Source organism: Christensenella sp. KGMB01412 (assembly GCF_055522415.1).
In genome coordinates this window covers 212,646-236,350 of record NZ_JBVFVW010000003.1, presented here as the reverse complement: position 1 = coordinate 236,350, position 23,705 = coordinate 212,646, and the positions used below count along the sequence as shown (strand labels likewise).

The 23,705-nt window shown below is 50.6% G+C and carries 26 protein-coding genes; 5 read left to right on the top strand and 21 right to left on the bottom strand.

Features of this window, described 5'->3' with window-relative positions; genetic code table 11:
- Positions 1 to 11: 11 nt before the first annotated feature.
- From ACS5WU_RS06635 to ACS5WU_RS06615, 5 genes are read left to right on the top strand one after another with little or no spacing between them, the layout of a single operon-like run.
- The gene (locus ACS5WU_RS06635; protein WP_330379265.1) at positions 12 to 797 is read left to right on the top strand and encodes an HAD-IIA family hydrolase; all 786 of its coding nucleotides are present in this window, start codon (positions 12 to 14) and stop codon (positions 795 to 797) included.
- A gap of 19 nt (positions 798 to 816) precedes the next feature.
- Complete coding sequence (gene lnt / locus ACS5WU_RS06630) at positions 817 to 2,277, top strand: apolipoprotein N-acyltransferase (protein WP_302759969.1); 1,461 nt, start codon at positions 817 to 819, stop codon at positions 2,275 to 2,277.
- A gap of 47 nt (positions 2,278 to 2,324) precedes the next feature.
- On the top strand, positions 2,325 to 3,050 hold the full coding sequence (locus ACS5WU_RS06625; RefSeq protein WP_302759968.1) for an MBL fold metallo-hydrolase: 726 nt from the start codon (positions 2,325 to 2,327) through the stop codon (positions 3,048 to 3,050).
- A 24-nt stretch (positions 3,051 to 3,074) separates the two neighbouring features.
- Positions 3,075 to 3,353 (top strand): DUF3795 domain-containing protein, encoded by a 279-nt coding sequence (locus ACS5WU_RS06620; protein WP_046444186.1) that lies wholly within the window; start codon positions 3,075 to 3,077, stop codon positions 3,351 to 3,353.
- 4 nt (positions 3,354 to 3,357) lie between these two features.
- Entirely contained in the window at positions 3,358 to 3,954 is a 597-nt protein-coding gene (locus ACS5WU_RS06615) for a nitroreductase family protein (RefSeq protein ID WP_046444185.1), read from the top strand.
- 369 nt (positions 3,955 to 4,323) lie between these two features.
- Here ACS5WU_RS06615 and ACS5WU_RS06610 read toward each other — a convergent pair whose 3' ends face one another.
- The 21 genes from ACS5WU_RS06610 to ACS5WU_RS06510 all read right to left on the bottom strand — a co-directional run bounded on the left by ACS5WU_RS06610 (position 4,324) and on the right by ACS5WU_RS06510 (position 23,704).
- Complete coding sequence (locus ACS5WU_RS06610) at positions 4,324 to 4,983, bottom strand: amino acid ABC transporter permease (protein WP_046444184.1); 660 nt, start codon at positions 4,981 to 4,983, stop codon at positions 4,324 to 4,326.
- Complete coding sequence (locus ACS5WU_RS06605) at positions 4,959 to 5,675, bottom strand: amino acid ABC transporter permease (RefSeq protein WP_046444183.1); 717 nt, start codon at positions 5,673 to 5,675, stop codon at positions 4,959 to 4,961. The genes ACS5WU_RS06610 and ACS5WU_RS06605 overlap by 25 nt, the downstream gene beginning before the upstream one ends.
- A 152-nt stretch (positions 5,676 to 5,827) precedes the next feature.
- A complete protein-coding gene (locus ACS5WU_RS06600) occupies positions 5,828 to 6,574 on the bottom strand; it encodes a transporter substrate-binding domain-containing protein (protein WP_046444182.1) in 747 nt (248 codons plus the stop codon).
- A gap of 15 nt (positions 6,575 to 6,589) precedes the next feature.
- On the bottom strand, positions 6,590 to 7,312 hold the full coding sequence (locus ACS5WU_RS06595; RefSeq protein WP_046444181.1) for an amino acid ABC transporter ATP-binding protein: 723 nt from the start codon (positions 7,310 to 7,312) through the stop codon (positions 6,590 to 6,592).
- A gap of 174 nt (positions 7,313 to 7,486) precedes the next feature.
- Positions 7,487 to 8,248, bottom strand: a complete 762-nt coding sequence (locus tag ACS5WU_RS06590) for a fumarylacetoacetate hydrolase family protein (protein WP_059108794.1) — start codon at positions 8,246 to 8,248, stop codon at positions 7,487 to 7,489.
- 13 nt (positions 8,249 to 8,261) lie between these two features.
- Positions 8,262 to 9,395 (bottom strand): glycerate kinase, encoded by a 1,134-nt coding sequence (locus ACS5WU_RS06585; RefSeq protein WP_059108793.1) that lies wholly within the window; start codon positions 9,393 to 9,395, stop codon positions 8,262 to 8,264.
- A 19-nt stretch (positions 9,396 to 9,414) separates the two neighbouring features.
- A complete protein-coding gene (locus ACS5WU_RS06580; protein ID WP_046444178.1) occupies positions 9,415 to 10,266 on the bottom strand; it encodes a sugar phosphate isomerase/epimerase family protein in 852 nt (283 codons plus the stop codon).
- A gap of 13 nt (positions 10,267 to 10,279) precedes the next feature.
- Entirely contained in the window at positions 10,280 to 10,423 is a 144-nt protein-coding gene (locus ACS5WU_RS06575) for a hypothetical protein (RefSeq protein WP_156415075.1), read from the bottom strand.
- A gap of 81 nt (positions 10,424 to 10,504) precedes the next feature.
- Positions 10,505 to 11,890 carry a dihydrolipoyl dehydrogenase gene (gene lpdA, locus ACS5WU_RS06570; protein WP_302759967.1) on the bottom strand — a complete coding sequence of 462 codons (1,386 nt, stop codon included), beginning with the start codon at positions 11,888 to 11,890 and terminating at the stop codon, positions 10,505 to 10,507.
- Between the two features lie 13 nt (positions 11,891 to 11,903).
- Positions 11,904 to 13,100, bottom strand: a complete 1,197-nt coding sequence (locus tag ACS5WU_RS06565) for a dihydrolipoamide acetyltransferase family protein (RefSeq protein ID WP_302759966.1) — start codon at positions 13,098 to 13,100, stop codon at positions 11,904 to 11,906.
- A gap of 15 nt (positions 13,101 to 13,115) precedes the next feature.
- Positions 13,116 to 14,108 carry an alpha-ketoacid dehydrogenase subunit beta gene (locus ACS5WU_RS06560; RefSeq protein ID WP_046444175.1) on the bottom strand — a complete coding sequence of 331 codons (993 nt, stop codon included), beginning with the start codon at positions 14,106 to 14,108 and terminating at the stop codon, positions 13,116 to 13,118.
- A 22-nt stretch (positions 14,109 to 14,130) separates the two neighbouring features.
- Positions 14,131 to 15,177, bottom strand: a complete 1,047-nt coding sequence (locus tag ACS5WU_RS06555) for a thiamine pyrophosphate-dependent dehydrogenase E1 component subunit alpha (RefSeq protein WP_465089014.1) — start codon at positions 15,175 to 15,177, stop codon at positions 14,131 to 14,133.
- A gap of 25 nt (positions 15,178 to 15,202) precedes the next feature.
- Positions 15,203 to 16,096 carry a 2-hydroxy-3-oxopropionate reductase gene (gene garR, locus ACS5WU_RS06550; protein WP_046444174.1) on the bottom strand — a complete coding sequence of 298 codons (894 nt, stop codon included), beginning with the start codon at positions 16,094 to 16,096 and terminating at the stop codon, positions 15,203 to 15,205.
- A 19-nt stretch (positions 16,097 to 16,115) separates the two neighbouring features.
- A complete protein-coding gene (locus ACS5WU_RS06545; protein WP_052740545.1) occupies positions 16,116 to 16,880 on the bottom strand; it encodes an MBL fold metallo-hydrolase in 765 nt (254 codons plus the stop codon).
- A gap of 226 nt (positions 16,881 to 17,106) precedes the next feature.
- Positions 17,107 to 18,114, bottom strand: a complete 1,008-nt coding sequence (locus ACS5WU_RS06540) for a LacI family DNA-binding transcriptional regulator (protein ID WP_160295647.1) — start codon at positions 18,112 to 18,114, stop codon at positions 17,107 to 17,109.
- Between the two features lie 146 nt (positions 18,115 to 18,260).
- Positions 18,261 to 18,656: a hypothetical protein gene (locus ACS5WU_RS06535; RefSeq protein WP_302759965.1), complete on the bottom strand. Its 396-nt coding sequence runs from the start codon at positions 18,654 to 18,656 to the stop codon at positions 18,261 to 18,263.
- Between the two features lie 262 nt (positions 18,657 to 18,918).
- Complete coding sequence (locus tag ACS5WU_RS06530; RefSeq protein WP_302759964.1) at positions 18,919 to 19,665, bottom strand: SDR family NAD(P)-dependent oxidoreductase; 747 nt, start codon at positions 19,663 to 19,665, stop codon at positions 18,919 to 18,921.
- A gap of 57 nt (positions 19,666 to 19,722) precedes the next feature.
- A complete protein-coding gene (locus tag ACS5WU_RS06525; protein WP_059109678.1) occupies positions 19,723 to 20,517 on the bottom strand; it encodes an SDR family NAD(P)-dependent oxidoreductase in 795 nt (264 codons plus the stop codon).
- Positions 20,518 to 20,541: 24 nt separating this feature from the next.
- Entirely contained in the window at positions 20,542 to 21,519 is a 978-nt protein-coding gene (locus tag ACS5WU_RS06520; RefSeq protein WP_302759963.1) for a sugar phosphate isomerase/epimerase family protein, read from the bottom strand.
- A gap of 78 nt (positions 21,520 to 21,597) precedes the next feature.
- Positions 21,598 to 22,689, bottom strand: coding sequence for an autoinducer 2 ABC transporter substrate-binding protein (locus ACS5WU_RS06515; protein WP_052740544.1), 1,092 nt, complete (start codon positions 22,687 to 22,689; stop codon positions 21,598 to 21,600).
- A gap of 34 nt (positions 22,690 to 22,723) precedes the next feature.
- Complete coding sequence (locus ACS5WU_RS06510; protein WP_046444168.1) at positions 22,724 to 23,704, bottom strand: ABC transporter permease; 981 nt, start codon at positions 23,702 to 23,704, stop codon at positions 22,724 to 22,726.
- Position 23,705 lies beyond the last annotated feature (1 nt).

Below are 23,705 nucleotides of genomic sequence, written 5' to 3'. Positions count from 1 at the left end.
AGGAGAAAATGATGGCTACATTAACGGAATTACGTGCAAAAAAAGGATTTATATGCGATATGGACGGTGTAATCTACCACGGTAACAAGCTTCTTCCCGGTGTGAAGGAATTTGTGAACTGGCTGTACGCTGAAAAAAAACCATTTTTGTTTTTAACCAATTCGAGCGAGCGTTCTCCCCGCGAGCTGCAGCAGAAGCTCGAGCGCATGGGGCTTGAAATCGACGAAAGCCATTTTTATACCAGCGCGCTTGCAACAGCCAAATTTCTGAAAAAACAATCCAAGAAAAACAGTGTATACGTAATTGGAGATGCAGGCCTTACCAACGCGCTTTATGAGGCGGGAATGACGATCAACGACGTTGATCCGGAATATGTTGTGGTGGGTGAAACGCATAACTACAATTTCAATAACATCTCGCGTGCAGTGCAGCTTGTGCTGCGCGGCGCAAAGCTGATCGGTACCAATCCGGATCTTACAGGCCCGGGCGAGAACGGTATTTTTCCGGCTTGCGGCGCAATGATTTCCCCAATCGAAGTTGCCACGGGAAAAAAGGCGTACTTTATCGGCAAGCCAAATCCGTTGATGATGCGCACAGGGCTAAAGATGCTCGGGCTGCACGCGCAGGAATCGGCAATCATTGGCGACCGTATGGATACGGATATGGTAGCGGGTATTGAATCCGGGCTCGATACGGTTCTGGTATTGTCCGGCGTGAGCACTATGAGTACGCTTGAAGAGTTCCCTTACCGTCCCAATTATGTACTGAACGGCGTTGGAGAGATTGTGCCGGAATAAAAAACGGCCTCATGAAAGCATGAAACAGTTAAAATGGATTTTAATATGCGCAGCGTGCGGAGTTTTCTGCGCGCTGTGTTTTGACATTACGGCGGTTGCGCCTTTTATTTGGGTTGCGCTTGCGCCGGCATTTTTTGTATTCCTGCGCGGGGAAAAAACCTTGCGTCAAACGATATTAAGAACCTCTGCATTTTCGTTTGCGCTGTGCCTTCTGTATTATGTACAGATTTTTTCGCTGGACATCACGTCGCGTACAGGCGCGTCTTCCGGCCCCATACTCTTTTTGGGATGGATTGCGCTGTCGTTTCTTCACGGTGCGGTCTTTACCGCTGTCCTCACCATTGGCGTACGCGTGCGATGCCCTGATTTCCTGCGTGCCCCGCTTGTTTCGGTGCTTTGGGCAGGTGCGGAATGGCTGCTTGGAGCAGGCGTATTCGGTTTGCCCTGCATCCGCCTCGGCCTCACGCAATGGCAGCTTTTACCTGTAACGCAGTCTTCGTCCGTTTTTGGCGTGATCTTCATCGGTATGCTCATCGTTCTTATGAACGTATTGCTCGCGCAAAGCGTACTGCTCAAAAAAAAGGCAGGCAAAACGGCCCGGTTTGCAGGCGCGGCTGCGCTTGTTTTCTTTTTGAACGCAACGCTGGGCATGATTATGCTCTCCGGCGGGAAAAATCCGGAGCAGCCGGTAAGCGTCGCCGCGGTACAATTCAACGTCCCTTTCACGCAAAACGAGGGAGAGGGGCGTTTTGAAAAAGCTGTTACGATGGCGCTTACCGCGGCCCAGGAAAAGCCGCAGCTCATCTTCCTGCCTGAAAACACGGTCTACGGTTCCCTTGCTGAGGACGAACAGCTGCAGGAGCGTTTTGCCGCAGTCACGAGGGAAAGCGGCGGCTACCTTTTCACAGGAGTATACGGATTGCACGGCTATAAGCTGCGCAACTCCGTTTTTATGGTCGATCCCTCCGGGCAAATCGGCGGCGTTTATAACAAACAGCACCTTGTTCCTTTTTTTGAGAACGGCTTTGAAAACGAATTTACATTTGAGACCGGTTCGCAGCGCGGGCTTTTTGATACGGCGTATGGAACCGTGGGGGCAGTGATTTGCTTTGAAAGCCTTTTTCCATCGATTACCGCAGAAACGGTACGGGAGGGAGCTGGTCTTCTTTTCGTTGCAACCAACGATTCCTGGTTTACCTCGCAGATCCCTTTGCGCAGGCATTTTGCCGCGTCCACGCTGCGCGCACAGGAAACGCGCAGATGGCTTATACAGGCCGGTAACAATGGCATTACCGCGCTTGTTGATCCTTATGGGCAGGCGTCTGCCGGGCTGCCTGCAGATGAAGAAGGCGTTTTGACAGGCGAAATTGAATTTCGTTCCGCGCTGACTCCATACACAATATGGGGAGAGCTATGGATTGTGATTTACGGCGGCGGTATACTTGCGCTGATAATCCTCTTTCGTAAAAAACGGATTTGAAAATACAGCCTGTTTGCACTATACTATAATATTAAGCGAGGTTTTGAATGGACAGCAATAAAGATTTTGTAATACTGACCGCAAACGCGGGTGTCTTGATACAATACCATGGCAAAAAAATATTGGTGGATGCAATGCACAACCGTTATACGCAATACTTTTCCAGCGTGCCGGACGATCTGCTGTTCGACATTGCGCATGGCAAAGATGAGTTTGCACAGATCGACCTGCTGGTGTACACACACGACCATCCTGACCACTACAGCCGCGAATGGACGCAGGAGTTCCTGCGAAACCACCCGGATGCGCAAATGGTCTCCCCCATCTCTGATTTTGAGGGCATGGAAAACGTCTGTATTCTCAGGGACGAATGTGAGGAGTTTTCCCTTCACGGTATCGGCATCCGGGCGCGCCAGCTGATACATGACGGGCTTGAATACGAAGACGTGACCAATTACGGGTATGTTTTTACCATTGACGGCACGCGCATGTCCGTACTTGGCGACAGCGGCTTTGACGCGGACGCAATCTGCGCGCTAACCGGCGCGGGCACAATCGATCTTGCATTTTTCAATTTTCCTTATGTAACGCTTGCGCGCGGCAGGAAAATAATCCATGAGGTCGTGATGCCAAAGCGAATGATCGTATACCATCTCCCTTATGCGGAAAAGGACACGCACGGTTATAAAGAAAGCACGCTCCGTACGCTTGCGCGCTACGATTTACCGCCGGCAGCGGTGTTATATGAAAAAGGCCAAAAAGAATTGATTTAAAAAGGAAACAGTGAGGTTATAAATATGATAGAAGCCAGATGTGGAAGACTATGTTCAAACTGCGGTTATTTTGAAAAATGCGGCGGCTGCGTAAGCCGTGAAAAGCCCGTATGGGCAAGCCGCTGCCCCATCAAAAGCTGCTGCGAGGACAAAAAACTCGCGCACTGCGGTTTGTGCAACGGTTTTCCCTGCAAAAAACTGGTGAAATTTGCCAAGGATAAAGACTATGGCGACGGCGGCCTGAGGATCGGGCAGTGCCGTGCCTGGAAGGAAATTGGCGAGGACGCAGTATACGAGGAGTAATCATATGAAAATGAAACTGGAAGAAGCGATTGAAGGGCGCCGGTCGATTCGCACGCTCGAAAAGGGCGAGCATATCGGCAGGAAAAAGATTGAAGAGATTTTGAAGGTAGCCCGCCATGCCCCCAATTCCTACAACATGCAGGGCAGCAGAGTCGTCGTATTGTTTGATGGCGAAAGCGATCAATTTTGGGATATCACGCGGGATGAATTACGCAAGGTAACGCCGCCGGACGGTTTTGCGCGGACGGAGAAAAAGCTCGACGGCTTTCGCAGCGGCAACGGCACCCTCCTTTTTTACGAGGATATGGACCTTGTGGAGCAAATGAAGGAAAATTTCCCATTGTATGCGGATAAGTTCGACCACTGGGCGCAGCAAAACAATGCAATTTTCCAATATGCCGTATGGCTTGAGCTGTATGCAAACGATATTGCCGCATCGCTCCAGCATTATAATCCCCTGGTAGACGACGCCGTTGCAAAACGCTGGGACATACCGGACGAATGGCTTATGATCGCGCAGATGCCGTTTGGTAAGGCTGCTGAAGAGCCCGCCCCCCGTTCCTTTAAACCCTTGGACGAAATCGTACGATTTTACGAATAATAAAAAACCGTTGCAGCAGTGCAACGGTTTTCTTTTGTCAATTATAAATAATTGCTTGTCTGTCGTTTCCGCCGATAGGCATTTGCTTTTTGAAAAAAGCCCCCGTATGTAAAATCATGGTGTTAGGCGAAGGCTCCCTTACGTTAGGCAAAGCTTCGGCGGAATGACAGTAATTAATCACCAAGATCATATGTAAATTTTATTTTTTGATTTAATAGTTTATCAATTTTGTTTATCTGGCAGTTTGTTCTATGCAAGCATCGCAGCGCCTCCCTTCGTTTGATTGTTTTTAGTATAAACCACATATGTGAACGTATTATGAATGGAAGATGAAGATTAAAGAAAGATTTTAATTTTTGTTCCATTGCCTCAATCGTACAATATGGAGGTTGTCCTGTATCTTTTCTGGTATTTCCGCACAATTTGCGACAGCGTGAAGCAGACCGCAAAATATAAGAGCGCCATCACACCGAATATCGCAAAAATCTGCGTAGTGGAATTATACTGGTTCATCAGTATCATTCCGCGCCCCATCAGCTCCTGAATGGCCATAGCTCCCCACAGGTAGGACGTATCCTTGATGGTGGTCACCATCTGGGACAGCAGTGCGGGAATCATGCTGCGCACCGCCTGGGGGATGATGATGTAAAAATACGCGCCTGCCTTGGAAAACCCCTGGGATTGCGCGGCCTCCCACTGCCCGTTTGGAATTGCATTGATTCCCCCGCGCAGTATTTCTGCAAGTCCGGCGGCAGTAAACAGCGTGAAGGCCAGGATCGCAGAACCCATCGGCGGGATGCGCGCCACAAAAAAAATCAGCATAATCCAAAGTAGCAGCGGAGTATTTTTAAAAATTTCGATATAAACGCCCGCAATGTTTTTCAGCACTTTGTTTTTCGAATTCCTCCCAATCGCAATCACCATACCAAGTACAATGGCGAGCGCGATTGAAATAGCGGAAATGACCAGGGTGGTAAGCAGCCCCTGAAGAAGGAAACGGATATTTATCCATGTAAATAATACTGACATGTACGTTCCTCCTCTTCCAGTTTAACGTCTTTGCGTTTCTTTTCTTCCAGCCGTTTGGCGAGCCGTGAAATCGGGAAGCACAGGATAAAATACAATATGCCCGCCACAACGTAGGCCGGTCCGTAAAAGCTCGTGCTGTAGGCAAATGAATTGGAAAAATACATCAGTTCCCCGCCCGCGATCAGTGCGAGCACAGATGTGTTTTTAATGAGATTTGCCGCCTGCACGGCAAGCGGTGGCAGCATCGTACGGATTGCCTGAGGCAATATAATATTACGCATGGTTTCCCAGTAGGTAAACCCCTGTGATTTTGCCGCCTCAAACTGTCCTTTCGGTACGGATGCAAGCCCTGAATTCACAACCTCCGACATATATGCCCCATGATAAATCCCAATGCCCACGACGCCGATAAGGAATGTCCCCAGCATAAGGCCAAAAAGGGGCAACACTGCATACAGCACGAATATCTGCAACAGCAAGGGAATGTTCTGTACAATTTCAACATATACGCGGTTGACGCCACGCGGTACCTTATGCTTTGCATAAGACATCATCCCAAATAAAAAACCAAGCGCAAGCGCGATTACCAGGGCCAGCGCAGAAATAATGATCGTATTCAAAAAAGCCTGCAGCAGCGCGTCCCGCTGCTCAAAAAGCGCTTCCCATTTGAATGGTGCAAAAACGTCGTTCATGCTATAACCCCCAGTCGTAAATTTTTTTACGCAACGCGGCTTCGATGCTTCGCGGGCGGGCCCTTCGTTTCCCCCGCGCTTTGCCTTTGTAATGACTGTTTTGCCTGCACACGCCCGTGCTTCGCAAAATAATTTCCAGCCGGTTTATCATCCTATAGTCCCCACTTCTGTTGCAGGGCGGCCATGCGCCCGTCGGCATTCATCTCGCCGATCACGCGGTCTATTTCGGCTGCGAGCTCGTCGTTGCCAAGAGCGCTCGCCACGCCGTATTCCTGCGGCGAGAACTGTTCGTCCAAAAGCTCTGTGGTGCTGTCCACATATCCCGCCAATATAGACTCGTCCACAGAAAACGCGTCTATCCTGCCCGCCACAAGGGCAATCTTGATTTCCGGATACGTCGCATATTCGTTGAATTTGAGCGTAATCCCCTCTTCGTCTGCCGCGGCCTGCAGCTTTTCCTTGGTAGTCGCGCTTTGTGCAACTCCAATGGTCTTCCCGTCAAGGTCCTTGAAACTTTTGATTCCTGAATCCTTTTTCACCAATACACCGATATGATCTGTATAATATGGCTGGCTGAAATGATAGCTCTTTTTCCGTGAATCCGTAATGGTAAAGGTGGAAAGCGCCGCGTCAAGCGAACCGTTATCAAGCATTGCCCCGCGCGTCGTAACGTTTACGCCCGTAAGGCGCAGGTTATCCTCAGAGCCGGTAATTTCCTTTGCAAGCTCCTTTGCCACATCCACCTCAAAGCCTTCTATCTGCCCTGTTTCCGGGCTTTGGTAGCCAAAGCGCGGTACGTCTATCTTAACGCCCACGCGAAAAACATCGCTCTCCTGCGAACACGCAGTAAACGCAAACAGGCACATGATTCCCAATAAAACGGCAATGATTTTCTTCATAATAGCTTCGCCCCGTTACAGTATCTTACTCAAAAAAGCCTGGATACGCGGATTTTTCGTTTCATCAAACAGCTCCCTGGGCGTGCCGGTATCTACGATCTCCCCTGCCTCCATAAAAACGACTCTGTCTGCCGCTTCCCTGGCAAGGCCCATTTCATGCGTTACGATCACCATTGTGATTTTACTCTTTGCAAGGTCTTTTATTACCTCAAGCACTTCCTGGATCATCTCCGGATCAAGCGCGGAGGTCGGCTCGTCAAATAGTATGATCTGCGGGTGCATATTCAGTGCGCGCGCAATCGCCACACGCTGCTTCTGCCCTCCTGAAAGCTTGGTCGGGTACTGGTCGACTTTGTCGCACAATCCCACCCTTTCGAGATATTCCGCGCCTGTACGTTCCGCCTCTTTCTTTGGTACGTGCTGGATGTGGATGGGCGCGATCGTCACGTTTTCAAGCACGGTTTTATGCGGATACAGGTTGAAATCCTGAAATACCATCGCAACGTCGGCATAGAGCTTGCGCGTATCCACTTTTTTGGCGGTCACGTCGATTCCGTCAACAACAATCGTGCCTTCCGTGGGATGCTCAAGGCCATTGATAGACCGGATGAGCGTACTCTTCCCCGAGCCGGACGGGCCGATAATCACAATTTTTTCTCCTGTCTCGATCTGCAGGTTGACATTTTTAAGCGCGTATACATTTCCAAATTTTTTGGATACGTTTTGAATGGAAATCACAGCTTTTCCCCCTGTTTCATGAAAATTAACCGCCTTATTTATCAGCAGCTTTTCATGAACTTAAACATTTGCATAAAAAAACAGGCGCCGTTTCAAAAAACGCCTGTTTTTGGTTCGCTGTTTTCAATAATGCGTCTGCAAACCGCCGCTGAAAATGCCTGTGGAAATCGCCTGTTACGCCTCCGCGCCTATGGCGTTTACCAGTTCTCCCACGCCGTCCACCACAATCTTAATCTCATCGCCCGGCTGCATCGGCCCGATGCCGCCCGGCGTGCCCGTTGTGATTACATCGCCCGGATAAAGCGTTTTAAAAGCGCTGATATATTCAAGGAGCGTTGGAACATCAAATATAAAATCCTTCGTATTGCCATCCTGCACGGTTTTGCCGTTGAGTACAGCGCGCACGCGCACGGCAGACGGATCGAGCTCTGTCTCTACCCACGGACCAAAGGGGCAGAATGTATCAAAGCCCTTGCAGCGCTCCCATTGCCCGCCTGTTTCCTGCAGGTCGCGCGCCGTCACGTCGTTCAGGCAGGTATACCCGAAAATATAGTCTGCCGCATCCTCTTTTTTGATATTCCTGCACTTTTTCCCAATCACAAACGCAAGCTCCGCCTCATAATCCAGCCGCTGCGACATCTTTGGCTTTACGATTGTTTCACCCGGATTCAAAACCGAGCTTAAGAGCTTGGAAAACAAAAGCGGTTCCTGTTTGAGGCCCATATCGATCTCCTCCGCATGCTTTCTGTAGTTGAGGCCCACCGCGATGATATCCCGGGGCGTGCTTGGCGCAAGAAGCCTGCATTCGCTTAATGGAACGCTTTTCCCTGTTCTTGCGATCTCTTCAAACGGTTCCTTTTCCAGCAGGCGCGCCGTATCGTCTGAAAATTCCGCATAAAATATTCCTTCTTTTGTTTCTACCCTTCCAACTCTCATCCCGTTGCTCCCTTCAGTTTCTCCCTATCTTATAGAACGCAAAGAGCGATTCTGCCAGCAACCGCAAATCCTCCCTGCTGCTCAGCCTGGCAACCTCAAAGGGAACCGCGGCCTTATTCGTCGAAAAAATGGCCGTCACGCCTTCCCCATATGCCCTTTCGTAGCTCTTGCCAATATCCCCGACAAACGCCACCACGGGCACGCCGCACTTTTTCGCCCTGCGCGCGATGCCTATTACCGCTTTGCCTTTCAGGCTTTGCCCGTCCAGCATTCCTTCGCCCGTAATAACCATATCCGCGCCTTCAAGCTTTTGCTCGAATCCGGCGGTGTCCAGCATCAGGTCTATGCCCGACTCCAGCTGCGCGCCAAAAAAAGCAAGCAGGGGCAGGGCTAACCCTCCCGCCGCGCCTGTTCCCAGCACCTGCGCCAAATCGTTTCCCGTCTTTTCACATATGATATGCGCGAGCTTTCCAAGCACGTGGTCTATCTGCACGATCTGCCCGCCGTCCGCGCCCTTTTGCTTTCCAAATACATTTGCAGCGCCATGCTCCCCGCACAAGACGTTCTGCACGTCGCTTGCGATCAGGAATTCTGTTTCTCCAAGTTCGTTTGGAATACCGTTTGCATCGATCGAGCTCAGGCTTTCAAGGCCCCGCGGGGTAAGGGGCACCTCTTTTCCGTCCTTGTCCATAAACCTTATGCCCATCGCTCCCGCCATGCCGGCGCCGCCATCCATCGTGGCGCTTCCCCCAATCCCAAGGATAACCTTCCGGCAGCCTCGATTTACAGCGTCCATAATGAGCTCGCCCGTGCCGTAAGAGGTTGCGTTCATCGGATCCATTGGCTGGCTTGCGAGCATCAACCCGCTCGCTTCCGCCATTTCGATGACCGCAGTGGTTTGATCCGGAAGAATTCCGTAAGAAGCGCAAACCTTTGCAAAATTAGGCCCGGTAACCTCAAGGCTTACCTTATCGCCGCCATTGCTTTGCAGGTATGCGTCCACCATGCCCTCGCCGCCGTCGGCAATGGGTATCCTCACGACCTGCGTATCCGGCAGGCTTTTCAGAATACTCTGCTCCACGATTGCACAGAACTCCATAGAGCTGATCGTTCCTTTGAAGGAATCAGGCGCGATGACAATCTTCATATCAAAAATCCCCTTATTTTTACTTTTCGCTTTTTTGCTCCGCCTGTTTGAGGAGCTTCATCAGGGAAACGCTCTCCGATACATTATCCGTCCGGTTGCAGTTTTCCCACTGAGTCCATGTATACTCCACGCCAATAAAACCTTTGTACTGCGTTCTTTGCATCTCCCTTATGACCGCGTCATAATCGATCGTATTTTCCTCGAGTACGGTCTGAAGCTTACCTTTTGCCGCAGAGCGTGCGTGGAAGTGCGACGCATACGCAATGAGCGGCCGTACCCGTTCGTCCGGAATGCCTACCTTGGTGAAATGCGTATAATCGAGCGTAAGCGTCAGGCCGTCCGTATCGCGCACCAGCTGCGCCGCCTGCTCCGGCGTCTCGGCAATCGAACCGAGGTGCGCCTCCACGCTGAACACGAGGCCCGCGTCCTTAGCGCGGCTTACTCTCCAAAGCAGTTCTTCCACCGCCCGCTCATAGGAGCGTTCGTAAGCTTCTCCTTCAAAATGCACACCCGGCAGGCATGTAATGTGTCTGCTGCCCGCCGCAAGGGCATACTCAACCAGCTTTTCAAACTGCCCGCGTTCCCCGCTGCGTATATGCGCATCCGGATGATTGACCGCTTTTACAGAAAAATCAAGATCGCTTTGCAGGAAGACGTCCGCAACCGCGATTTGTGCGCGGCTGACGCTTTCAGCAAGCGCCTCTCCGCCCCTTTGTGGATTTTTAAAAACATCCGAAGGCTGCAGGTGCGACCTGTCCTCAAACAAGCCGATATCCACTCCGTCAAAGCCCATCAGATGAATTAATTCTAAAGCATTTTGATGCGGAAGTAAAGGAAATGTGAAATCCGCACACGCATATCTGTAACCCATACGTTTTCCTCCCTTATTGATCCTCTTGTTCCTTTTTACATTGATCGCATTTATATCCACAGTATTCCGCCGGACAATAGCATACGCCCTCCTCGAATGCCAGCTTGAGCCCGCAGATGGGGCAAACGTCGCTGCATTCCGGTTTCCTTTTCAGCATTTCAAATCTCCTTTTTGTATTCAGATAGCGTGATGCCGCTGTCCTAATCCGGACAGCGGCACAATCATCAGGTTTCTTTTATCAGATGTGGATCGGCTGTCCATCCGCGATGTGCGCGGCCTCCATAATGGCCTCGCTTACCGTTGGATGAGGATGCACCACGCGCGCCATCTCCTCTACAGTCATCTCCATTTGAAGGTATGCGGCGGCTCCCCAAACCATTTCCGTCACATGGATGCCCGTCATATGCACGCCCAGGAGCTGCCCGTATTTTTGATCGTACACAAGCTTTACAAAGCCCGTATCGTCCCCATAGGAAATCGCTTTTCCGTTGGCCGACAGTGGAAATACCGCCGTTTTTACGTCATAGCCTTTTTCCTTTGCTTTTTCTTCCGTAAGCCCCGCGCTTGCCGCTTCAGGAAGCGCATAGGTGCATTTGGGAATGCTGTCGTAATCGAGCGGAGCCGAATGCTTACCGCAAATATCCTCCACCGCGCGCATTCCCTGCGCGCTGGCAGTATGCGCGAGCGCAAGCTTACCCGTTACGTCTCCAATCGCGTATACGCCCGGAACGTTCGTACGCATTGCATCGTCAATTTCGAGATAACCGCGTCTGTCCAGCCTGAAACCAGCCTTCTCGAGATTCAAGCCTTCTGTATTCGGACGCACGCCGGTCGCTGCAAGTATCATTTCGCTCTCGATATGGAACGTTTTTCCGTCCTTTTCAAATTCCGCTTTCACGGTTTTTCCGTCGTTTTGGACGCTTACAAGCTTTGTGCCCGTGTGTACGTCAAAGCCCCGTTTACAAAATTCCTTTTCCACCAGCGCGGAAACCTCCGCATCCTCGTTTGGCAGGACGCGCGGCAGCATTTCTACGATGTGTACCCGGGCTCCGTAGGAGCGGAACACGGTCGCAAACTCCATGCCGATGGCGCCCGCCCCAATAATAATAATGCTCTCCGGAGCTTTTTCAAGCTGCAGCGCCTTTTTGGAATCAAGCACGTTTGGTTTTCCATAGTCGAGGATTGGCAGCGCAAACGGTTTGCTGCCCGTCGCAATGATGATATTTTTTGCTGTCAGCCTTTCCTTTGACTTTTCAAGCAAAAGCTCTTTTTTCCCTGCAAAGGACGCGGTATCTTTATAAACAGTGATCTTATTTTTTTTCATCAGGTATTCGATGCCCTTCACAAGCCTTGCGCTTACCTGCCTGCTGCGTTCGTATGCCTTCCCGTAATCCGCCCTGACGTCCTTAACCGAAAAACCGAATCTTTCCCCCTTGCCAAGATCTCGCACAAGCTCCGCGTTTCGCAGGAGGGATTTTGTGGGAATACAGCCCCAGTTGAGGCATACTCCTCCAAGGTTATCCTTTTCTACGACTGCCGTCTTTTTCCCTGCGAGAGCGGCTTTAATTGCCGCCACATACCCGCCCGGGCCGCCGCCAATCACAATTACATCATAATTCGTCATTTTTCCCACTCCATTATATCAGCAATTCAGGCATTTCCACAAATTCCCTGAAATCCCTCAGAAATTTTGCCGCGGGCGCGCCGTCCACTATCCGATGGTCGAACACCAGCGTCATCTGGAACGTCGTCGTGAGCTTTGGCTGCCCGTTTTCGTCCGGCACAAATACTTTCTTAAGCGCGCCGATCCCCATAATGCAGCATTCCGGCGGATTGATGATGGGCGCAAATTCCTCGACGCCAAACATCCCAAGGTTTGTAATCGTAAATGTTCCGCCCGTCATTGCGTCTGCGGCAAGCCTTGACTGCTGCGCGTCTTCCACCATGCCCGCGAGGTTTTCCGATACCTCCAGCAGGCTTTTTTTGTCCGCGTTTTTAATGACCGGAACCATAAGGCCCTTTTCCGTATCCACTGCCACACCGACGTTAATATCGCGTTTTACAAGGAAGTTATCCCCTTCCAATATCGTATTGATATTGCGGTGCTTTTGGAGGGCTTTTGCAGCAATTTTTGCAAGGATTGCATCCATGCTGATCTTAATGCCCTTTTCTTTGTATTTTGTCCGCAGGCGGAGAAGGGCGGTTGCATCCGCCGTAGTATTAAGCCCGACGCAAGGCTTTTCAAGCGTGCTCTGCGTCATTCTCGCGGCAATCGTCCTGCGGATTGGGCTCATTGGAATCACTTCAAGGTTTCCACCCGCAGCAGGCGCGCACGCCGCTCCGCTTTCTAAAAACCGCAGCACATCGTTTTTCACGATGCGCCCGCCCGGAACCGACGGAGGGATTATATGAAAATCGATTCCGTTTTCCTGCGCGATTTTTTTTGCGAGCGGGGATACGCGCACGCGCGCGCCGCTGCTTCCAATCCTTGCGGGTGCGGGAGCCACCGGCGTGTGGGCTTCCTTTTCCGCCTCTTCCTGCGCCGGCTCTTCCTTTAATACCGGTGTTTCTTCTTTTTGTGGATCGTATTCTTCCCCTTCATCTACCAGAACCATGATGTCGCTGTTGCATTCCACTGTTTCCCCTTCGGAAACGAGCAGCTGCGCGACAATTCCGGATTCCGTCGCATAGATTTCCTGCGTTGATTTATCTGTCTCCGCCTCGATGATCGCATCTCCGTCGGCTACCTTGTCGCCGACCTTCACCAGCCATTTCGCAATCACGGCTTCGGTCATGTTTACGCCTATTTTAGGCAAAGCCATTTTTCTAGCCATAATCCTACCCTCTCACTATTTGTCGCTTAAAACCGTATAAACGGCGTCTTTAATTTTCTGTTCATTTGGAATACACAGGTCCTCAAGCCCTTTATTGTAAGGCATGGGAACATTAAGCGCGCCTACGCGCACCGGCGGTGCATCCAAAAGGTCGAATCCGCGGTCTATGATCTCAGAGACAATATCCCCGGCAAGTCCGCCGCGCAGGTTTGCCTCCTGGCAAACCACCACGCGGTTTGTTTTGGCAATGGAGTTCATTACTGTTTCATAGTCAAGCGGAAGCAGGGAAATAAGGTCGATCACCTCGCAGGAGATTCCCTCTTTTTCCAGTTCCTCAGCCGCTTTTTTGGCCTTGCGCGCCATCATGGAATATGCAACGATCGTAACGTCGCTGCCCTCGCGCCTGATAGCTGCCTTGCCAAACGGAACCGTAAAGGTTTCGCCCTCGTCGCCTTCAGGCACCTCGCCCTTGATTTGATAGCTTCTCTTATGTTCAAAGAATATGACAGGATTATCGTCGCGCAGCGCAGTTTTCATAATTCCCTTAACGTCATAGGGCTCGATGGGGGCCACTACTTTAAAGCCCGGCACATGGTTAAACCATGCCTCAAAGGACTGGGAATGCTGTGCGGCGATACCGCCGCCCGCGCCAAACGGTGCGCGTATCACGAGCGGCATATGTACTTTGCCGCCAAACATATAACGCATCTTTGCCGCCATATTCACAAGCTGATCCATCCCGAGCGTAATCCAGTCGGAATACAGCACCTCGATCACCGGGCGCAGGCCCGTTGCCGCAGCTCCCACGCCTGCGCCTACAAACGCAGGTTCGCTGATCGGCGTATCGATCACACGATCTTTTCCATATAAGTTCATCAGGTCCAGCGTAATGCCAAACGGGCCGCCGCGAACGCCGATATCGCATCCCATCATGATGATCGTGGGATCTATTTTCATTTCTTCCTTAAAGGCCTCGTTGAGCGCCTGTCTTACAGTTATAACAGCCATTTCTATTTCCTCCAAACTCTCTTTAGTAGATGATCTCGCCATCCGCATAGATATCGTCATATAACGTATCCGCAGGCGGCTCGGTGCATTCGTTCTGTGCGTAATTGATTGCGTCCGCAATTTCATCGATAGCAGACTGCTGTATCTCATCCACCTGTTTTTCCGTAAGGAGGCCTTCCGCAATAAAGTATTCCCTCATGCGTTTTACCGGCTCGTATTCCCAGAACACCTGCGCCGCATCAAGGTCGCGGTACCACTGGTCATCTGCCACAAAATGTCCCAGCAGGCGGATGAAACGCGCTTCGATCAGTGTTGGGCCGCCGCCGTTCTTTGCTTTTTCAACAGCTTTTTTGACCGCCTTATATACCTCAAATACGTTAAATCCGTCAATCTGGACGCCTTCGATACCATATCCGACCGCGCGTTTGTAAAGATCCGTTTCCTTTGCAACCCAGCCGATTTCTGTTGCAATCGCATACTGGTTGTTCTCGATCAGGAAAATTGCCGGCAGGTTCCATGCCGCCGCCATATTGAGAGATTCATGCCAAACGCCCTGGTTGGTTCCGCCATCCCCGTGGAAGCAGATCGTAACGCGTCCGTTTTTAAGCACGTTGGCTGAAATCGCGCTGCCCAGTGCAATGGGCATTCCGCTCCCGACGATTCCCGTTGCGCCAAGCATTCCGATATCAACGTCCGCGATGTGCATCGAGCCGCCTTTCCCGCGGTTCAGCCCCTCGTATTTCCCGTGGAGTTCCGCCATCATGGCGCGTACATCCCCGCCTTTTGCGATGGTATGCCCATGCCCCCTGTGCGTGGACGTAATAAAATCTTCCTTGCTGAGGTTCGCGCACGCACCCACTGCAATCGCTTCCGCTCCTACATAAGAATGCGCCAGCCCGTAAATCTCATTTTTCATCCATAAAGTGCGTACCTGCGTATCAAATTCGCGAATCAGGCACATGGTACGGAACATCTTTTTCTGTTCTTCCAGTGAAAGTCCTTCAGGCGCCTTCAAATCTGTTAAAGCAGGAAGCGCCTTCTTTACAAAGTCTTTTGTCTTCTTATCCATCATCTCATACCTCTTCTGTTCTGATTTAGTCTTCCCGCCTTACCTGCACGCCCGCAAGCGTTTCGTAATGGCGGATGATTGCATCGTGGTCGTTTGCCTGCATTCCTGCTGCCCTGAGCCCCTGCATGATCTCCATAACCTCCGCTGTCAGCGGAATGGGAGAATTGACCGAATGTGCACAGTCAAGCGCGTTCTGCAGGTCTTTGATGTGCAGCTCGATACGGAACCCCGGATTGAAATTTCCGTCAAGCACCATGGGCATTTTTGCATCGAGTACCGTGGAACCGGCAAGTCCGCCGCGGATTGCGTGATAGACCTTTTCCGGATCTACGCCGCTTTTTTTCGCAAGCACCATAGCCTCGCTCATCGCAGCGATATTGAGCGCAACGATAATCTGGTTTGCAAGCTTTGTAACGTTTCCGCTTCCGACCTCTCCTACGAGCACGGCTGAGCTTCCCATCTTAAGCAGGATATCATGGACTTTTTCAAACGCGTCCGCATCGCCGCCCACCATGATGGCAAGCGTTCCTTCAACTGCTTTCGGTTCTCCGCCGGACACCGGCGCGTCCAGAAATGCGATCTTCTTCTTTGTGCATTCCTGCGCAACCTCTTTGGAAGCAATCGGCGAAATGGAGCTCATATCTACGACAATCGTTCCTTCCTTTGCATGCGCGAGCACGCCTTCCTCCGAAAGCATGACCGTTTTGACATGTGGCGAATTGGGCAGCATCGTAATCACGACCTGCGCATCCTTCACCGCGTCTGCGATGGAGTCCGCTGCACGGGCGCCGCACTTTGCAACCTCTTGCACCGCGCTTTCCGCCACGTCGTACACCGCAAGCCCATAGCCCGCTTTGAGGAGATTTTTTGCCATTGGTTTTCCCATAATTCCAAGTCCGATAAAACCTATCTGTGTCATAATTCCGCTCCTTTTCCGTTTATTTCTTTGCCGAATAGGTGAAGGTTTCACCCGGATCCATAATCACCGGTGTAGGCGATCCACTTCCATTCCTGTCCTTCATCAGGTTCAGAAGTTCTTCAAATTCTTTTACATCCCTGTTGTCCTTATTGGTATAGTGGCAGGCCACCGCGTATTCCAGTCCCAGCCATTGGCTTGCCAGCGCCGCCTCGTATGGCGTCATTTCGCCCGTGAGGAACTCCGGCAGGAAATCAAAACAGTTTTCAATCGTTACATTCATCAGGCCAACGTGCGGCTGGTGAAGCTCTCCAATCAGTTTCATGTCCGAAAACAGCGCCGTATCGCTCGCGTTATAAACCTTTGTGCCATCCGGCAGATAGATGATAAAGCCAAGCGCAAATCCGTCCATTGCCGTACCGTCGGATAGCCGTACGGAGGAACGGTGCATGCTCACCACCGGACGCACCTTAATCCCGCACTGCTGCACGGTAAGCCCCCAAACGCTGTTTGTGATCTGTTTTGGATCCACTCCCTGGTCGATGAGCAGATTCATGGTTTCGCCGCCGCAAATAATTTTGCTGCCATCCCGTTTGGCGATCTTTTCCGTATCCTTCATATGGTCGAACGCACCGTGGCTGGCGAGGATAAGGTCTATCTTCGGCAGGTCCTTTGTTTTCATTGGCGCCGTACTGTTATCGTCGATGTACGGATCGATCAAAATCGTAGTGCCATCCGACGCTGTGATCAAAAATGTGGAAAATCCAAAAAACTGAAATTTGTTCATACGCTGCTCCTTTTTATAGACTTGTTTAATTTATCGTTAAACTAAATGTTTAAAAAAAAATTAATTTCTCTTTTTTCACAATTTTACATTAAAATGTGGCTTACAGGAGTTTAATCAGGAGTTTTAATTTTCTTTAACGGAATCAATTTAGTTTATCGATAAATCAATTTTAATACCAAACGAAAACAAAGTCAATACAATTTACGATTTTTATTGAAAAAAAATATCAGGTAGACTCGCGAAGCACCAGTTCGGGCTTCAAAACAACATCGATATGAAGGTCTTTATCCTTTGTGATCATTTCGATCAGCATCTGCGCTCCAAGCTCGCCAATCCTGTACTTTGGCTGGCGCACCGTGGTAAGCGGTACGCGCAGGTATTTGGCAAACTCAATATCGTCGTATGAAGCAAGGCGGATATCCTCAGGGATTCTGTAGCCTTTTTCAATAATGCTGTTCATAGCGCCGACCGCGATCATATCGCAACCACAGAATACGGTTTCCACAGGCTCGCCTGCGTCAAGGATATGCGACATCTGGTGGTAGCCCTCGTCAAAGCTTGGGTTTACGTTATAAACAATGCTCTTGTCAAACGCAATGCCGTTCGCCTCAAGCGCCTCGCGGTAGCCGCGCTCACGTTCTGCGGCGGTGGTGATGCTTTTTGCGATATTGATGAAGTGGATCCGTTTGCTGTTGGTTTTGATCAGATGATTGATCATCTGGCAGGTGCCGTAAACATTATCGTTGATTACGTAATTGCCCGATTCGTATTCGCATTTTCTGAGCAAAAACAGATAAGGGATGCCAAAGGAATCGAGAAAACTTTTGTGTTCTTCTCCTGTCAGCATGGAGGTTGCAAGCATAAAGCCGTCAATCCGGTGGCTCACAAGCGTACGCACCGCTTCTTTTTCCTTCTCTACGTTGGAATGCGCGTCGGCGAGGATAATGCTATAGCCCTTTTCAGACGCCACTTTTTCGACGCCCTCGATCACCGGCGCGAACAATGACAGCGTAGAATCTGAAATGACGAGGCCAAGTGTCTTTGTCTCGTTGGTACGCAGGCTTTTCGCGATGGAATTCGGCCTGTAGTTAAGCTCTTCAACGAGCTTCTTCACCTTCCGCGTCGTTTCCTCGCTGATGCTGCGGTCTCCCCGCAGGGCTTTAGACACTGCAGTCGCGGATATATTCAGTTTCTCGCCTATTGTTTTGAGCGTAACCGGCTTCTTTCCTGCCAAGTTTCCTTCCTCCATGTCTTTTTTCTGCTTTTTCTTACTTGAATCATATCATTGAATCGAGGGCAAGTCAACAAAACAAGCAAAATTTACTTAAACGTAAAACTAGTTTCTGTTATCGCATTTATCGCCCTTTATAAAGAGTTGGATTACTTTATGCGTTCCTTTTGTTCAATCTCTTCCGGACGGATATTTTCCGTTTGTCCATAAATGAAGATAATTTCAACGAACCCGCCTTCTCCATATTCGAAAACATGCCACTCCAGCTCATCAAAGTGAAGCGTCATCCCCTTTTCCAGTTCCATTTTATGCAGAAGGCCGCCCGGTTCTCCACCGTAGCGCACCCAGCCGTTTTTAGCGTCTACAATATACACCGTTTCTTCCGCATGGTTATGAGGCTGCATCGGGCCGGCCTCGTCGCAGTATTTTCCAAAGCCGACCGTCATTTTTTCGCTTGCAACCGGCGAATCCTTGCCGACCACTTTTGTGATAATCCTTCCCGGCAGCTTTTCTCCGCACAGTTCGTTTTTCTTTTTCGATTCCATATCAAAACTCCTTTTGTACGTTTTGCTTTAGGCGTATTATACCTCAAAAGCCTTTTCCCACACAACTTGATCAAAACCATCGCCTTACTATTGGCAACGGTTGCCTGCCCAATCAAATCCAGCGCTTTTTTTACATATGGCCTGGGATACCCTCACAGCCTGCCGGCTGCCTTTCATCCTGCTACCGGTAAAAAAAAGGCGCCATCCAGGGCGCCGGCAAAAAACTATGCGAACGAAAAAGTTCACCTTTCAGATCATTATTTCATCCGAAATACATCCCACCGTTCACATCGAGTACTGCCCCTGTGATAAAGGAGGCGTCGTCCGAGCACAGAAAGGCGACTGCAGATGCAACCTCATGCACCGTGCCATACCTTCCCAATGGTATTTTCGCAACAAGCTCCGCTGTTTCCTGCGCGCTGAGCCCGCCAAGAATACCGGTATCCGTAGAGCCCGGGGCAATCGCATTGACATTGATGCCATGCTGTGCAAACCGCGCCGCAAACCCCCGCGTCAGGCCAATAATCCCCGCTTTGGCCGCAGAATAACCAAGTCCGTTTACAATCCCGCCATTCCTGCCTGCCAGTGACGAGAGGTTGAGTATTTTCCCGCAGTGCTTTTTCTTCATATAAGGCAATACCTTTTGTGTAGCAAAAAAAACGCTTTTCAGGTTGATTGCCATTATATTATCCCATTCCTCCTCCGTGACGTCCTCAACCGGCGTGGAATGGAAAATCCCCGCATTGTTCACAAGGATATCGACCGTTCCAAAGGATTCCACGGCTGTATTCACCATCTTTTCGATATCGCTTACTTGCTTTACATTGACTTTCACCGCTTTGACCTGAAGTCCGCGCCCCTTTAGCTCCTGTTCTACCTCAGTTGCCATATTACAGTTCATATCGGCGAGTACGACATTTGCCCCGTTTTCAGCGAAAAGCTCAACACAGCCCCTGCCTATTCCTTTCGCGCCGCCCGTGACGATTGCCGTTTTTCCTGTAAAATCCATTGCTTTCTCCTTTACCGGCGGCCATGGAGGCCGCCGAAGGTTCTTCTTTGTCGAGTCTTATTCATACTTGGATGCGTCCCATTCCGCGCAGCCAAGGTAACCGCCATCAATGATGAGAGACGTAGCCGTCACGCCGGAGGAATCCTCACACGAGAAAAACAGGCATGTTTTTGCCACATCTTCCGGAAAAAGCGGCTTGTTAATCGGCACGCGTGTCAGGCGCTTTTTGTAATGTGCCTGCGGATCTGCCTCTGCGTCCATATGCGTATGCAGCATCGGCGTATCCGTAATGCCCGGGCAAACGCAGTTGCAGCGAATCCCATATCTTGCGTAATCAAGCCCGATTGACTTTGAAAGGTTGAGCGCCGCACCCTTCGATGTCGTATAAACAGGCGTGCTGTCCTGCCCCACAAAGCTCGAAATAGAGCCGACGTTTACCACATAGCTGTGCTCATGCTCCTTTAAATACGGAAACGCGTATTTAAAGGACAGGAACATGGACTTCACGTTGACATCCATTACAAAATCCCAGTCCTCCGACGTATATTCGTGAAGCATCTTTACGTCGATCATTCCCGCATTGTTGATCAGAATATCAATGGTGCCATAACGTTTTGTGGTCTCCTCGATGGACGCTTTGATATCCGCTTCCTCAGACACGTCGCAACGGAAGAAAAAAGCTTCGCCTCCCGCCTGCCTGATTTCCTGCGCAATCGCTTCGCCCTCGGCGGGCGTCCTGCCGATCATCGCCACCTTTGCGCCTTCCGCCGCAAACAGGCGGGCAATGCCGGCGCCGATCCCTTTGTTTGCGCCGCTAACCCACGCGACTTTATTTTCCAGTTTTAATGCCATAACAATCCACTCCTCTTTTTCCGCTTACCGGAAAATGATGCTGCTGATCAGGTCTATATTTTTGCTGAAACGGTAATCCTCCATATTTGCCTGGAGAACGTCCTTGTTTTCCACCAGCCTGCCTGCCATTTCATAGTACTTCTCAATCAGGCGCACACAGGCCCGGAAAGAATCCTCCCTGTTTTCACGGTTTGCAATGATATCCACAGAGCACCAACCGTCAAAATCCGTCTGGATGAGGTAATACATAAATTCCAGGTTTTCCCAGAAATTGACCGTTCCGAAAATCATATCCGGATCTGCATTTTTATAGTTATCGTTAAGATGCACCTGGAACAGTTTTTTATGCCTGTCCATAACAACGCACGATTCCGCGGGATTTTCTGCCGCCGCAAACGAATGCCCTACGTCAAGCGCAAGCCCTACGTTATCCTTTGCGATATCCTGCACCAGCATCATCGCCTTGCCTGTGCTGTTTACAAGCATTTTCTGACGGGGATCCTGCGGCTTTGGTTCGATTGCAAGCTTCATGTCTCCCGCGTATTCCGCGATCTCAATGAAGTTATCCACCATACGTCCCCATGTCGCCCGGTAATCCACCGAAAACGGATAATCCATGCCGTCGTGCGCGGGCCATAATAAAACGCTGTGTACGCCAAGCGCTTTTGCAAAATCGATCCCTTCCTTGCAAAGCTTCATGTTTTCCTTCTGTACATCTTTTTGAGAAGTTGAAAACGCTCCATGGCGATATTTCCTGTCTCCGAAATTATCAATCAGCACCAACGAGGGCACCAGGCCGTATTCCGCGAGAAATTTTTTGTTTGTTTCCGGATCATCCGGCAAAAGCCCGGGCTTCCATGTATTCATAAAGCCCTTAACCGATGTGGATGCAATCGTTTCAAATGCCTTTTTTACATCTACGCTGTCAAAATACCCCTCCGGGACATACCGTTCGCTGAACGTGCCAAAGCAGAACAAATGACAATCCAGGTTAAATTTCATATTTCTTACTCCTCTTGCTCCTGAGTTCGGTAGATTGCCCCGCCCCGGAGATTTCTCCGGGGCGGAACCTTACCTTTTTTAGAAATCGTAGTCGTTTACGTTCTCTTTTGTGAATTTAAGCGGCGGAGCATAAGTAATGCTCTTTCCATCTTCAGATACCGTCACCTTCTGTCCGATGTTGGGAATCTCCATCTGATCTGTGATCTCGTTGCCCAGGCTCTTCTGCCATGCGAGATATGTCGTCGCATACATAAAGCCCGTCGGATCGTACAGATAACCGCTGTCCAGCGATCCGTCCTCCAGGAACGGCTTCGCGTCGTTAGGAACGACCGTACCTACAACCGCGATCTTATCCTGCAGTCCTTTTTCCTGTACTGCCTGCGCGGCGCCGATCGGAGCCGGCGTACTGATTCCTACGATACCTTTGAGGTCTGGATAGGATTTGATCAGTTCAAGCGCCTTTGTATAAGCCGTCTGCTGTTTTTCGTCGCACGGGATGATATCCGTAACGAGATTCAGGTTGGGATATTTTTCTTTTGCATAGTCCATGCCTGCGTTGATCCAGCTGTTGAGGTTCTCTGCGGAAAGGCCGCCCGTGATGATCGCATAGTCGCCTTCCGTCCCCATTGCTTCTGCAAGGCCGTCCCAGATTGCTTTCCCAAATTCTTCGTCGTCAAGCTGCCTGCACGAAAGGTCTGCAAGCCCCGCCTCTGCGTAGCTGTCCCAATCGACGATTGTTACGCCCGCTTCGCGCGCTTTTTTGAGTACCGGCGAGAATGCCGCCGGATCGTTCGGCGCTACCGCAACGCAGTCAATTCCTTTATTGATGTAATCCTCAAGGATTTTGACCTGCTCTACCGCGTCTGCCGCCGTCGGGCCGGTATAGATCACGTTGATTCCAAAGTCTTCGCCCGCCTTGACCGCGCCTGCTTCAAACGCGTCAAAAATCGGAATACCAATCATCTTTGGAAGAACGAGCACCGTGAAGTCGTCCCCGGACTTGTCAGACGAATTTTCCGCCGCCGGAGCTGCGGAAGCCGCCTCCTGGCTTTGCGTTGCCTCTCCTGCCGCGGAACTTTCCGCAGCCGGTGTCTGCGCCGGTGCGCAGCTTGCAAATACAAGCGCCGCTACCAGAATGACCGCTGCCACTACCAACAATTTCTTTTTCATTTTTTTCCTCCCTTTTTTTATTTCCAGAGTTTTGTTAAGCCGGATTTCCCTTTTTAGAGAAACTTATTTTCTTTTTGGATGCGCCTTTCAGTGTGTTTGCCGCAAGCACCGCGATCAAAACCACTCCAACGCAAATATCTGTATAAAGCTTGTTTACGCCCAGTATGTTAAAGCCGGTGGTGATAAGCTGGATGATGAGTACCGCAACGACCGTGCCAGCCACCTTACCATACCCGCCGGAAATGCTTGTGCCGCCGAGTACGACTGCCGCAACCGTCTGGAGCAGGTAAGAGGCGCCGTAATCCACCTTTGCCGAATTGTACCTTGAGATCATGATGATCGCCGCAAGCCCGCACAGCAGGCCGGACAGAATATAGACGCCAAACAAAACCGCTTTGTTGTTGATGCCGGAATACCTTGTCACCTTGGGGTTGCTGCCCACCATGTAAACCTTCTCGCCCCACACCGTTTTTTCAAGCAGGAAGAACAGCGCTACCGCAACGATCACAAAGAAGAGCAGCGGGACCGGAATCCCCAGAACGCTTCCCGTGCCGATTGTAAAGAACTCCTCCGGAAACCCGGAGATTGCGCCGCCCTCTGTGAGGTTCAGGCTGATTCCTTCAAACAGCGTCATGGTTCCAATCGTAACGAGCATAGGCGGTACGTTCAAAAAGGAAATGATCGCCCCGTTAAGCGCGCCCATGGCAGCCGCGCTGACCATGCACACCACGATGCCAAGCGTAATTGCCTGCGCTGGTTCCAAAGCGGGATTTGACAGCACCATCGCTCCCAATATCCCTGAAAGAGCCGCCGTTGAGACCAGCGACATATTGATGCCTCCTGTCAGGATCGCAATCATCATGCCCAGCGTCAGAAGTCCAAATTCCGGAAACTGGAACGCAAATGTCTGGATCACCCCGCCGTCAAATAATGCGCCGCCCGATAAAATTGCAAATACTGCGATGATCAGGCCCAAAACGCCCAGCAGGATGTATACTTCGTTGGTTTTTTTCATA